This window comes from Lysinibacillus sp. EB106-09-02-XG168, assembly GCF_058791475.1.
Genome location: NZ_JBYTDN010000003.1, coordinates 2,985,394 through 3,000,600 on the forward strand (window position 1 = coordinate 2,985,394; position 15,207 = coordinate 3,000,600).

The 15,207-nt window shown below is 29.2% G+C and carries 4 protein-coding genes; all 4 read right to left on the reverse strand.

The genetic code is table 11. The features are described from left to right. Positions 1 to 121: 121 nt before the first annotated feature. Positions 122 to 877 carry a 4'-phosphopantetheinyl transferase family protein gene (locus AC3WSO_RS15485; RefSeq protein ID WP_492532041.1) on the reverse strand — a complete coding sequence of 252 codons (756 nt, stop codon included), beginning with the start codon at positions 875 to 877 and terminating at the stop codon, positions 122 to 124. Between the two features lie 81 nt (positions 878 to 958). Next, a complete protein-coding gene (locus AC3WSO_RS15490; protein WP_492532043.1) occupies positions 959 to 8,731 on the reverse strand; it encodes an amino acid adenylation domain-containing protein in 7,773 nt (2,590 codons plus the stop codon). A gap of 7 nt (positions 8,732 to 8,738) precedes the next feature. Continuing rightward, positions 8,739 to 12,008 (reverse strand): non-ribosomal peptide synthetase, encoded by a 3,270-nt coding sequence (locus tag AC3WSO_RS15495; protein ID WP_492532045.1) that lies wholly within the window; start codon positions 12,006 to 12,008, stop codon positions 8,739 to 8,741. 12 nt (positions 12,009 to 12,020) lie between these two features. Next, positions 12,021 to 15,200, reverse strand: a complete 3,180-nt coding sequence (locus tag AC3WSO_RS15500) for a non-ribosomal peptide synthetase (RefSeq protein ID WP_492532047.1) — start codon at positions 15,198 to 15,200, stop codon at positions 12,021 to 12,023. Positions 15,201 to 15,207 lie beyond the last annotated feature (7 nt).

Sequence of the window (15,207 nt, forward strand, 5' to 3'; positions counted from 1 at the left end):
TTTTAGGTCTGTGACATCATCTCGTCTGTTAATTAATTTCATCGAGGAAATAAAAAGTAAATTAAGATAATTCGTCGAATATATACTCTAATAACAACAGACATTCCACAAATACCGATTATTATGTTATATGCGAATAATAACCTAGGGCTTTAGTATATTCGCTTATCTCATTCTCATTATAAAATTTTATTGTCTTTAATGAATCAAACACTGCTAGCGATAACATATAATTTTCTTTAAACATCATCGATTTTATGGTAATTGTTTGAAAAACATTGTTATATCCAGGATAATTTACGACTTCAATGGCTTCATAATTAGTATTTTGTTCAATTGAAATGTTATTAAAACTTTCATTTAAACCTTGACCCGTTGCCTTTGTAAGAGATTCCTTAATAGTCCAATGAAAATAGAAATTTTTTAATTTCTCATTCGGACCCATACCATTATGTTTTTTTAGTTCTTCAGGAGTTAAGATGCTTTGAATTACTTCTTCGTAGGGAAAATCATAATCAATCCATTCAATATCCACTCCTATTTCGAAATTTTTATAAATACCAATAACTACTATATTCTTTGAGTATGATATTGAAAAGTTAATTTCTCTACAGTTAATTAATGTTGGCTTACCATGATTCTTATCACAATCATTACATTTCCTAGAAATAAGTAAGTTTTCTAAAGAAATTCCTGTATAGAGAGATAGTAATATTCTCAGCATAGAAGCGGATTTTAGGAATCGATTTTTATCCTTAATGAATTTATAATTCGAATATCTTGTTTTTTCTTCTTTGCTTAATATATTAACTAAATCTGGTGTTACTTCATTTGATTCGAAACACCAAATATGACATTCACCTGACTTAATTTCCAAATTTCACATCCCTTTCATCTTATATTGTAAATTTAAGAAGAATCCTGATGCTAACCAGGATTCTTCTTTAAAATTTGTTGTTTAATTTAAAAGTTTGGCAAAGCTAATTATTGTAGGATTACTTATAACATCTTTGATAGTAATATCAGTATTAAAATGTTTGTTAATTTTAAAGGTAAGCTGAATAGCTAATAAAGAATTTCCGCCTAGATCATAAAAATTTTCTTCTATGCCCGGGTTATCCATATCTAAGACCTCTCCCCAAATTTGTTGTAGTATCATTTCATTCTCTGTTGAAGGAGGAGTAGAAGATGGCTGCATATTTGACTTAATATCCCTTAAAGACGGTAAAGATAATTTATCTATTTTTCCATTAGGAGTTACAGGTATCTTCTCTAATTCCTCAACAAACGCTGGAATCATATACCAAGGTAAATACTCCGCCAAAAATTGCTTTATATCTATATAATCATTTTTACTTAATGGTTTGTACGCTTGTATATACCCTACAATTACTTTATTGTCCATTGCTTCCGAATGAACTAATACTACTGCCTTATTTATTAGAGGATGTTTTTTTAGAGCTAACTCTATTTCACCTATCTCAATTCTGAAACCTCTAACTTTAATTTGGCTATCTGCTCTGCCTAATAATTCTACATTTCCATCTTCTAAAAACCTTGCCATGTCTCCTGTTTTATACATATATGATACATTATTATTATCATATGGATTTATAAGGAAGTTCCTTTTATTCATTTCTTCATTATTAACATACCCTTTTGAAACCCCTGCGCCACCTATATATAATTCACCAGGAACATTGATTGGTAACAACTCTTGATTTTCGTCTAAAATTAATAATTGTTGATTCATAAAAGGTTTTCCTATCGGAACAAGTTTCTCTTCATCACCAAATAACTCATTTCTTTCATAGAATGAACTATCAATAGTAGCTTCAGTTAAACCGAATGAATTTATCAATCTTGTATTTGGACCCATAAACTTTAGAAAATAATTATATTCACTTGTATACCAACTATCTGATCCGCAAATTACCAATTTCATAAAATCTAAAGATTTATTTTCATTATCTAAATAACTAATTAATGTTCGTAGAACAACTGGAACAAATTCAGCAATGTCTACCTTTTCTTCACTCATTAAATTATAAAGTTTTTTAGAATCCAATAATTGAATCGATTCACATAAAACTAACTTTTTACCTGAGCAAAGAGCTCTAACCCAATCTCCGGTGAAAACATCAAATGATAAATTAGCCATTTGTAAATGTGCGTTTGTTTCAGTTAATTTGTAAGCAGCTTCCCACGATTTATACATATTTACCAAATTTCCATGCGTGATCATAACACCTTTTGGTTTACCAGTAGAGCCAGAAGTATAGTTTACATAACATACATCACTAGATTCTATAAATGGTAAAGGCATAACTTTATTAGATGTATTTTCTTGAGTTAATTCATCAACAGTAAGTATGTTGCACTGATAAATTTTCAGTTTATTAATAACTTCATCATTAGATATTATTAATTCAATATTTGAATCATTTATCATATGCGCAATTCGTTGTTGCGGGTAAGTTGGATCTATGGGAACATAAGCTGCTCCAGCCTTTAATATTCCTAAGAGACCAACAATTAAATCGATAGATTTATTCATTGATAGTCCAATGAGGTCATTTTTTTTAACACCTTTGCTCATTAAAGAATATGCTAGTAGGTTTGCTTTTCCCTCTAACTCTTGGTAATTAATACTTTGGCATCCTGCTCTTACAGCAATGTTATATGCGTTTTGTTTAGCTGCTTCTTCAAATATCGAAATAATATCGCACCCATTTTCCGGTAATTTTATTTCGTGATTGAATTCATTAATTATCTTATATTTTTCCTCTTCACTAAGTATGTTTATATCACTAAGGAAGGAATTAGCAACATTAGATAGCTCTAATGCAGCGTTTTTAAAATGCTCTAAAATACTACGAACAGAAAATTCCGAATAAACGCTCTCCAAGTAACTGATTTCAAATTCTATTTGTTTACCGGGCTTAACAGTTATGCTCATAGGGTAATTAGTGTGTTCGAGAGAATATCTATTCTTCATCAATAATTCATTTTTCTGTTCTTTATCTTCGTTTATTGAAGGATAGTTCTCAAAAACAAATATCTGATTAAATAGAGGAGAACTATTTTCCATGTCACTCCATTCTTTTATATCAGTAAGTGAAGAATGTTCATATTCTCTTAATTCCCACTGTTTGTTCTGTATAGATTTGAGCCATAATCCTATTTCAGCTTCTTTCCCAACTTTTATTCTTATAGGAAGGGTGTTAATAAATAGACCAATTATATTTTCACTATTAATAATTTCAGTAGATCTACCAGATCCAGTAACTCCAAAAATAATATCATCGTGCTTGCTGTATTTACTTAATACTAGTGCCCAAGAACCTAAACATAAAGTGTTTAAAGACACTTTTCTTAACTTTGCTGAGTTGTATAACTTTTGAGTTTCTTCTGTTGAAAGTATCAATGATATTGAGTTATTAGTATGAACATTCCCTTCATTATTTGTTTTTTCTATATTCAACAGAGTTGGCTCCATGATTCCTTCTAACTCTCTAGACCAAAAATCTTTACTTTTATTCTGATTTTCTTTCTCATTTCTCCATGATAGGTAATTACCGTACGATGGTTTTTTGGACTTGTCATAATTCTGTTTCCTTTTAAGATTCTTATATATACTCATCAATTCATTTATTATTAGAGTATATGTCCATCCGTCCATTATGGCGTGGTGATATCCCCAAATCATTCTAGTTAGATATTCATTATAATTAACCAACTTAATTTTCATTAGTGGTGCTTGTAGAAGATCTATGCTCTCTTCCCTATCAACCGCTATTAAATTATTGTAAAATTCATCATTTTCTTGTATTGAATAGTTAGTTCTATCATAAACTTCAATATCAAAAGGAGTATTTTTATTTACTAACAGCAATGGTCTTTTGATATTTTCAAAAATGAAATGACTTCTTAATATATCATTTTTATTTATAACAATGTTCCAAGCTTCATTAAATAAAGATATATCAAGTTCCCCATGTAATTCACTACATGATTGAACATAATACATAGATTTTTTTTCATCATAAAGAGTATGGTACAGCATACCTTCTTGCATAGGACTTGGATTCCAAATATCCTCAATGTTTCCTTGATAAATTTTTTCAATAGATTCTAACTCAGATTGATTTAAAGTGGCTAATGGGAAATCAGATGGTGTATTTTCTGAAACTAACTTATTTTTACAATGACTAATTAGCTTTTCAAGTATATCAATATAATGCGAAGCAATCTTATCAACAGTTTCAAAGCTATGCTTGTTTTTACTGTAAGTCCAATTCATTACTAACTGATCATCTTGAACACTACAGTTTATTTCTATTAAATGTTCACGGAGACCTAGATTGGTTCTATCAGAATTAACATGGTATTTAGAAGGAGTAATAGAATTTTCATTTGTCCCATTTGAAAATCTCCCCATGTAATTAAAACTAATTTCAGCTTTCTGTTTACTATTTAATGCATTTTGAACTTTTTCATCTTCTAACAGATATCGAGCTAAGCCATAACTAAAACCTTTTTGTGGAACTCTTCTGAGTTGTTCTTTTACACTTTTAATAGCAGCTCCCAAGTCGTTATCAAAGGAGCCTCTTGTTGAAATTTCTAATGGAAAAATACTTGTAAACCAACCTATTGTCCGTGATATGTCAGTAAATGTTGACTGATTTTCCCTACCATGGCCTTCTAGATTTATTAATACGTTACTATTTTTAGTCCAATTTCTCAGAACACTAGTCAGAGCTGTTATTAAAATATCGTTAATTTGTGTGTTATACTTTTTATGAACTTCACTCAACAATATTTTTGTGGATTTAGCACTCATGACTTTCGATATCATGTCCACTGATTCTCTCGTATTATTTTTATTATAGTCAGTTGGTAAAGAGCCAGATTTTCCAGTTAATCCTTCTAGCCAATAGTTTGCTTCCTTTTTTATCTGTGCTGACTGAGCATATTCTTTTAAGTACTCTGCCCATTTTTTAAATGTGGAAGTTTTTAATAAATTTGGCGCTATCCCTTCTTTTAAATTGTCATATTCACTGATTAAATCTTCTGTAAATACTCTCCAAGATATCCCGTCCATTATTAAATGATGTGCAGTTACAAAAAGTAAATCTCTTTCTTTAGTGTTTCTTTTGAAATAAATACATTTAATAAGAGGTCCATTATATATATCAATATCTTCTTGTAATTCTAAAGTCTTTTTAGCAAAAATAGTTTCCTGTTTATCTTTATTTACATTGCTTATATCTAGAGATTGCAATGTAAACTTTTCTTTGGTTTCTTTATAATATTGTTTATATCCCTCATCCGCTTTTTTAAATCTAATTCTAAATGCATCATGATTATTTATCACTCTTTGTAATGCAATTTCTAGATGTTTTTTATCTACATTTACCTCATATAGTTGAGACATATTAAAATGATTTTTATTAGGTAAATCTTGATTGAAAAACCATTTTTGAATAGGTGTTAGATTTATATCACCCTCGGCTAAATCATTCTGTACTATTTTCTCCCCTATATAGTGTTGAGATATGTTCGCTAACTTTCTAATGGTTCTACTTTCCAAGAGGTGTTTAGGAGAAAGTTTATATCCTCCTTTATTTATTTTTGAAATAATTTGAATAGCGAGAATGGAGTCTCCTCCAAGTTCAAAGAAATCATTATCTAACCCTACGGCCTCTTTATTAATCCCTAAATATTCACTCCAAATTTCGGCAAACCATAATTGTTTATTGGTATAATTATCAAGATTAAAATTTTCTATTTTTGATTCTATAGATGGCTCAGGTAATGCGTCTATATCAATTTTCCCATTAATTTTTAAAGGAAATTTATTAATATTAATAATATAAGAAGGAATCATATAATTCGGAACGGATTCAACTAAATATTCTCTAATAGTTTGCGTTGGAATATCACTAACAACGTAAGCGATTAGCTGCTTGCCTGAGTTAATAGTCTGTTTAATAGTAACGGCAACTTCTTTAATATCTTTATGTCTTGATAATACATGCTCTATTTCCCCTAACTCTACTCTAAAACCACGGATTTTTACTTGGTTGTCTATTCTTCCTAAAAACTCTATACTTCCATCTTCCACTCTTTGAACTCTATCTCCCGTTTTATAAAGAATTGGATCAGCAAAATTTTCAAATGGATTTTTGATGAATTTTTCTTGGTTTAATTCTTCTCTTTTTAAATAGCCAATCGAAACTCCATCTCCACCTAAATAAAGTTCTCCTGGCACTCCATCTGGTAACAAATTCAAATCTTTATCCAAAATATATAAAGTGGTATTAGAAATTGCTTTACCGATAGGAAGAGGAGAATTCCAATCTTCATTTTTACTTACTTCGTAAAATGTTGAGAATGTTGTATTTTCAGTCGGTCCATAAACATTCATTAAAATTGTATCGGGAGCCATGACTTTAAATTTTTTTGCAACTGCTAAGGCGATAGCATCTCCACCCGTTAAAAGCTTTTTTAAACCTTTCATATTATTTATATGATCATCATTAAGTTGTTGAAATAGACCTGCAGTTAGAAAAATTGTTGTTATTTTATGATTTTTAATAAATATAGACAAATCATCTAAAGTTGGTAATTCTGGTGGGAAAATCACTAGCTTACATCCATTCAACAAACTTCCAAATATCTCAAACGTAGATGCATCAAATGATAATGTAGAAAATAATAGAAATGCTTCATCTTTAGAAAAATCATGATAATTAGTATTTTTTACAAGTCGTGTAATGGATTTGTGCGTTATTTCTACTCCTTTAGGGGTGCCAGTTGAACCAGATGTATACATTACATAAGCTATATCTTCACTAGATGAACTTATATTAGGACGCTGTAAACTTTGAGAGGCTATTTCTCTAGCGTTAAAATCCATATCAATTGTCAATATTTCATCTGATTTATAAGTTAAGCTATTTGAATCAGATAGGATTAAATTCACATTAGAATCTTCTAACATTGATTTAATTCTTTGTTCTGGATAATCAGGATCAATAGGTACATAACAACATCCTACTTTTAAAATAGCTAATATAGCTTCTATAGAATTACTAGATCTTTTTAGAAGCATTCCAATTTTCTGACCTTTTTTAGCCCCATTTTTTATTAAATAATTAGCTAATTTATTGCTTCGTTCCTCCAATTCACTATAAGTTAAAGTTCTTTCCTGAGAGTGTAGGGCCGTCATAGCACCATACATATTTACTATGTCTAAGAATACATCTTGAACCGATTTCATTCTTGGGAATTCCGTTACATTATGCTGTTTATCTTGAATAGCATTAATTTCACTTTTATCTAAAATGGAGAATGATTTTAATAATTGTGTTGAATCTTTTAAAATCTCCTGAATAAGACTAACGTAGGTATCAATAAGAGTATTTATTTTTCTTTCTTTAAATAAATCAGAGTTATATTCTACCTTTCCTATCAAGTAGCCTTTTTTCTCAGTCATATTTAATGTAATATCATATTTTGCAGTATCTGTATGAATGTCTAAAATATCATATTTTAAGTCTCTCAATTCGCCAATATTAATAGGGTCATTCTGTAAGACAAACATTGATTGAAAAATTGGTGGATAAGCATCATTCCTATCAGGTTTTACACTTTCTACTACTTTCTCAAATGGTACTTCTTGATTTTCTAATGCCTCTAGACTAGTATCTTTAACTAATTTTAAAATATCATCAAAACACATATCTCCATGAATTTTCGATCTTAGAGCAATCGTATTTCCAAAGTAGCCCATTATCTCCTCAAACTCAGTTTTTTCTCGATTAGCTACTGGAATTCCAATTATGATATCTTCTTGATTTGTATATTTATAAAGTATGCTTTTATATGCACCGAGTAAAAACATAAACAGAGTAATATTATAGTTTTGACAATACTCCTTAATATGTCGTAAAATATCCTTTTCTATCACAAATTCAATTTGTTTACCATTGTAAGTTTGTTTTAACTGTCTTGGATAATCCGTTGGTAATTGTAAAATTGGTAGATCTCCACTTAACTCTTTTCTCCAAAATTCAATTTTCCCTCTAAAACTATTCTGTTGCAAAGTCTTACGTTGCCATCTGGAAAAATCAGTATATTTACACTCCAACTGAGTCAATGAAGCATTAATATTAATCATTTTTTTGTTATATATTTCTATAAAATCTCTTAGCAAGATACCTGTCGACCATCCATCTGATATTGCATGATGCATTATAAAAACCAAAACAAAATGATTGTTTATAAATTTAAAAAGTTTTGTTTTAAATAAAGGACCTTCTTGAAGATTAAACGGTACATTTACCTCTTTTTTAATAACATTTAGAAATTCATTAGAATTCATACCTATATTGCTGAAATCAAATTCCTCAATCTCACTTAATTTTTTAACGTTAGGTGTAACTACTTGATGTGGTTTACCATTAATATTCGGTAACGTTGTTCTTAACGAATCATGACGTTTAACTATTTCTGTTATAGAAGACTGTAAAATTTCTTTGTCTATTTTCCCTTCTATATGTAATGCTGTATTTATATTGTATTGAGAGCTATTATCCAGCTCATTCAATAACCATAGACGTGTTTGACCAAGAGATGCAAGTTCGATCTTATCACTTTGTCCAGACATAACCTTTTTTAGAAGTTGTTTCTTTTCTATTTCAGATAAACTCTTTAATTTTGTCATAATAGCTTCAATCCTCTCTAAGTAGCATTTGTTCTAACAAAAGTTCCATTTCTTCAATAGACAATTCTTCTATATCAAAATTCTTTTCATAATCTTCATTGATATCTAAATCATAATCAAATTGATTTTCTGACCGTTTTAATAAACTTTCAATGATTAAAATCATTTCATTAATGCGAGAATTATTAAAAATATCTTTTATTGTCGGTTTTACATTAAATTCATTGGAAATTCTACTAATTAGTTGAGTAATTAATAATGAATGACCACCAAGTTCAAAAAAATCATCATTCAGACCAATATCGTTTACTGACAGAATACACTCCAATATATTACATAATTTATTTTCATTAACAGTTGTAGGAGGAATATAGTTTTGGTCGCTAGAATCGATTACTTTAGGCTCCGGCAATATACTTTTGTCAACTTTTCCATTTTTATTTAATGGTAATTTGTCTAACTCAATAAAAACTGTCGGTATTAAAGAAGTTGACAAATATTTTCTGCAATAGTCTTTTATTTCTGAAATCGGTGTATCTGAATTTTTCACAAAATACGCCACTAAATAATTTCTGGAATTTTTCTCTTTTTTAATTACTATTGCTTCATCAATTACAGGGTGGCCCAAAATAATATTTGTTATCTCTGCAAGTTCAACTCTAATTCCATTAATCTTTATTTGATCATCAATTCTTCCTAAAATTTCAATTGATCCTTCAATGTTATATCTACCTAAATCTCCTGTATAATATAGATAATCGTCTTCATAACTAGTATGAGGATTTAATTTAAAAGTTTCTTTATCAATGTATCCTTTAGTTAGAAAAGGTGTTCTAATTACGATTTCACCAATTTCACCAATACCACACATTAATTGGTTATTCTTTAAAATTAATAACTGGGTGTTATTTATAGGAAATCCAATTGGCTGAACAGCGTGTTTTGTATCAATAGGAACTTTATAAAAACTTTTAGCTAAGGTAGTTTCTGATGGACCATAAAGATTTATTATTTCGCCTGAATAGGAATGGTTATTTCTTAGTGTATAAATTATCTGATTAGTTAATGGTTCACCTGCAAAAAATATTAATCTTAAATCTTTTAAATCATATGTTTTATTTTTTAGTATCCAAGAATTAGCAAGTGAAGGGACAGAATGAATAATAGTAATTTTATTTTCTGTAAGCCATCTCATTAAATACTCCCCGCTCATATCATAAATATCATCCGGGATACATAATTCCGCACCAGATACTAAGGGTAATAAACTGTCTCTTAAAAAAACATCAAAAGAAACATTAGTTAACTGTGCAGCTCGGTCTCCTCTTTTTACATTAAATTCTGTAACTTGCCAGTTCAAAAAGTGTGCCAGACTTTTGTGTTTTCCAATTATCCCCTTTGGCTTACCTGTGGTACCTGAAGTAAAATAAATATAGGCAGCATCCTCAGGATCTATATCGAATAAGTAATCCAGTTTTACCTTATTTCGATTCATATTATTTGCATTTCTTTGTATAATTTCCTCTGCAATAAATTCGTGATAGAAAGTTTTTTCACTTATTTTATAACTGTCATTTGTATAAAATATATTTTCAATACCAATCTGAGATAAAATTCCCTCTCTTTTTTTGATTGGGAGTTTTTTATCAATAGGAACAAATACCATACCTGAACATATAATCGCTAGCATAGAACAAATATATTCTATCGATCTTTCTCCAAATACTCCGATAGCTGTACCTTTTTTTAATTGTGCAGCAGCTATTTCCGATTGTAAAAATGAAATATTTTCGTAAAACGTGCTATACGTCCATTGTATATCTCCTTGACTTATAGCAATAAAATCACTATTTTGTTTAAATGTATCATATAATAATTCAGGTAAAAGTTTTTGACAAGGTTCCTGTAATCTCACTGTAGGATCAGGCAATACATTTTTAACTTCTTCACTTACTAAACGATATTCATATATCTTCATATTTGGATTTTTTAAAATATCTTTTATTAAATTTTCAAGTTGCTGTAACAAGATTCTAATCATACTGCTTGAATATTTATTAGATTGATATGAAATTCTTAATTTCATTTCATTAAAACCATCTTCAATGTATAAAGAGATTGGAAATTTTGCATTAACTTCATCAAATTGAATTAATTCAAACTCTTGATTGCTTTCAATATCAGCCATTTCATAATTAACAAAAATATCAAACGGATTTTCTTTAGGAAATTCTTTGTTTCTTGAACATTCCGTAATTTTCTCAAATGGAATATTCGAATTATCATATACTTCTATTAAATTATTTTTGACAATGTCTAATATCTCTTTAAACGTCATTACCTCATCAATTTGAACGTGTAAAACAGTTGTATTTAACAATAAACCTATTAGTTCTTCTGTCTCTGATTTATCTCTATCAGCTATAGGCATCCCAACAATCATGTTTTCATTTCTAGTGTATCGTTGAATAAGAACAATGAATGAAGTAAGTATAAACATATATCGCGTAATACCCGTACCTCTGCAAAATAAGTCAACCTGCTCTAAAATCCTCTTTGAAAACTTTTTCTTTACTACCCCATCATTTGATTCTATTTCTAGAGTAGTGGGAAGCTTTATTTCCGTGCTTATATTATTGCTTTTACTTTTCCAAAATTCCATTTGCCGTTGAGCATCAGCAGAAGTAATCCATTCATTTTGCCATTCTGAGTAATCTCCATATTGTATTTCTAGCTCAGGGAATGGTAGCATTCGGCAATTTAATAACGCTTCATATCTTTTTAAAAGTTCCTTATAAAAAATCTTCAAAGAATGTCCATCAAAAATAATATGATGAAAAACTAAAATCATAATATTTTGTCCATCGCTAAAATTAACTATTTTTGCTCTAAAGCATGGACCATTTTCTAAATCAAATTCTATATTGGAGAAGTTAAATACTATTGATTCCATATTCTTATTGTAAGTATCTAAATATTCCACTGTCTTGATACTATAATAAGAGTAAGGATGTATTACTTGAATTAACTCTTCATTATCAATTTCAAATGTAGTTCTAAAAATATCATGGTGTAAAATAATATCATTAAATGCTTTTTCTAAATAATCTTTTCTAAAATTATTTGGAAGTTTAATTACAAATGGAATATGATATGCCTCTTTTTGCTCAAGTGTTTGATTTAGAAACCACATTCTTTGCTGAGAAAATGAAGTTTTAGCAATATACTCTTCTTCATTAGGTTTATAAGGTAAGTTAGATGACACTATATTATCCATTTTGTATTCCTCCTATCTTTTAACTCTTTTTTTACGTATAGGTTTAATACTTGTAGTTTCATGCTTCGCTTCTCTAAATTTAGAATTTTCTATATATATCGATAGTTTGGAAATAGTTGGATATTTAAATATATCGCTTACCTTTAAGTTAATATTTAGTTGTTCTCTCAATGCAGCAATAACCTTTATTGCTAATAAAGAGTGACCTCCTATATCAAAAAAATCATCATATATATTGATATATTCAATATCAAGAACTTCTTTCCATATTTTAGATATATTTTCTTCTAATATTGTTGTCACTGCAGCCACTTCAGGTTCTTCATAATTCCAATTTGGATCTGGTAATTTTTTAATATCTACTTTTAGATTTACTGTTAGTGGTAACGATTCTAATCGAATAATTTTACTTGGTACCATGTATTCTGGAAGATGTTCTCTTAAAATACTTTTTAGATTTTCAGATTTATTAGCAGTTTTATCAACAACGTATGCTATCAAACGTTCACTATTTAAATTATCTTTTGAAGCGAGAACTTTTGCTTCACTCATTCCTGCATATTCAATAAGTATTTTCTCTATCTCTATGGGTTCAATTCTATGCCCTCTAACTTTTATTTGATCATCATTTCTGCCTATATATACCATATTTCCGTCATCTAAATAATAACCAATATCACCTGTTTTATAAATTTTTTGGTTATCGTTAGAAAATGGGTTATCTAGAAATTTCTCTTTAGTGAGTTCAGGCTTGTTAAGATAGCCTTTTGCAACTCCTTTACCTGCAATATATATCTCACCTAATACTCCTATAGGAACAGGACGCATATATTTATTTAGTATATAAACTTGAGTGTTATTAATAGGTTTTCCAATAGGTATTATGCCATCTTGTCGATTAATGTAGTCTTTTTTCACTTTATAAGTAGTGCATCCAACAGTCGTTTCAGTAGGACCATACTCATTAGTAAACGTATTCTTCGAAGAAGCTTGCAGCCATGGTTTAATCGTCTCGTAAGTTAAAGCTTCTCCACCTAGAATCCATTTATCGCAATAATGGGATACTTCTTTAATATCTAAGTCGTACTCAAGCATTTTTAAATGTGAAGGTGTTAATTTAGTGAAACTTACTTTCCTAATGTTAATTTGATTGCTTAAATTATTAATTTCTTTAGATGGACTCATGAATACTGTTTTCCCTTGGGCTAAAGGGACTAGTAGACTTGTAAGAGTTAAATCAAATCCTATGGAGCTATGGAGAATAGCTCCTTCTCCTTCGTTATCATAGTCAGTTACTGCATGTTGTATATAGTTACCAAAATTTTCGTGACTAATCATCACTCCTTTTGGTTGACCTGTAGACCCTGAGGTATAAATTGTATAAGCCGTACTTTGCAGTGTTATTTTTTCATTTTCAGTACTCTTATTAATTTCTGCTGATAATAATTCATTAGTAGAATAGATATGGATATTTATATCTGATAAATCTTCATATAAACCATTATCGCCTATTATTACAGTCTGTATTTGGGCATCTTCCACAATGTAACGAATTCTTTCCTTTCCTAGCATAGTATCAATCGGAACAAAGGAAGCCCCTAATTTCCATGTAGCAAGTATACAACTTAGTAAATTTAATTCCCTATCCATATAAATACCTATCACATCTTCAGAATCTACTCCTTTCTCCATTAGCGAAGCCGCAATAGTATTTGATTTATTAAATAACTGTTGATACGTATATTTTGAATTCCCATCCACTACAGAAAATGCATTAGGCTTTCTATAAACGTTCTCCTTAAAAAGCTCATAAATGTGTTTGATATCTTCTTTACTATCTTTTCCTTTACTCAAATCATTTATTATATAAAGTAATTCTTCTTTAGACATATAACTGCATTCTTCTAAATTATTATCAAGATTACTGATTATATTAAGGATTAGCGTTTGATAATGTTGTAATAATCGTTGAGCATTCCGATCTGATAAATAGTAATTATCGTACTTTATTTTTATATGCCAATTATTATTCCTGTCAGGAGTAACAATAATTGATATTGGGTAATGAGAATTTTCTCTTGTCTCATCGTTTAGAATTATTAGGTCCTCCCAGTTTCCTTTAGATAGTTTAGGATATTTTTCAAAAACCAATATACTATTAAATATATTGTCCTTTTGATTTATTTCACTAAGTTGTTTTAAGGATATGGGAGCTATATGCTGATGTTGTTGAATGCTATGCGATATTTTTTGAATATTCTTCAAATATTCCAATGTTGTTGATTTCTTAAAATCCACTCTAATTGGTAATGTGTTTATAAACATGCCAATTCTATGCTCAAATCCATCTAAGTCAGCTGTTCTTCCGGAAAATGTTGAACCAAAAACCACTTCTTCAGCACTAGTATAACTATGGAGTAATAACCCCCATGCTCCTTGAAGAATGGAGTTGATAGAAAGGTGGTTTTTCTTACTAATATCTTCAATATTTTCAACCAACTCTTTGTTTAACCTTATTACTCTTTCAGTTTTTTCAATATTTTCTTTTGTGTCATGATTATAGAAGAATTGGATAGGAGTTGGCGTATCAAACCCTCGTAAATTTTCTTTCCAAAAAAGTTCATCTGCTAATAAATTTTTTTGATTTAACCAATCAACATATTCATTGAAAGATTCTCCATCAATTTTATTTAGTTTTCTGTCATTTTTTAATAGGTTATAGGTTTCCATTATTTCTTCAAATAGCAATTCTAAACTCCATCCATCTAAAATAATATGATGGTGAGTAAAAACTAATTTATATTTATTTTCACTCAAATGAATAAGAGACCACTTTAAAGGTGGTTCTTTGCTCAAATCTGAAATTTCAGATTTGTCATTATTGATAATTTCTTCTATTGAATTAATATCTAGTTCTTCTCCTAAAAAGTGTTCTTTCCAAGATATATTAATTTTTTTATGAGTAACTCTTAAAGGTTCAGTAAGTTTGTCCCACTGAAAAGTACTCCTTAAAATATCATGTTTTTCTTGAACAACGATAATACTTTCTTTTAAAGCATTTACATTTAACTTCCCCTCAAAATCAAGTATTTTTTGTACGATATAATATTTTTTTTCAGGTTCATAAATAGTATGAAATAACATCCCTTCTTGAACTGGAGACAATTTTGATATTGATTCTATATTTTCCATGAAAACA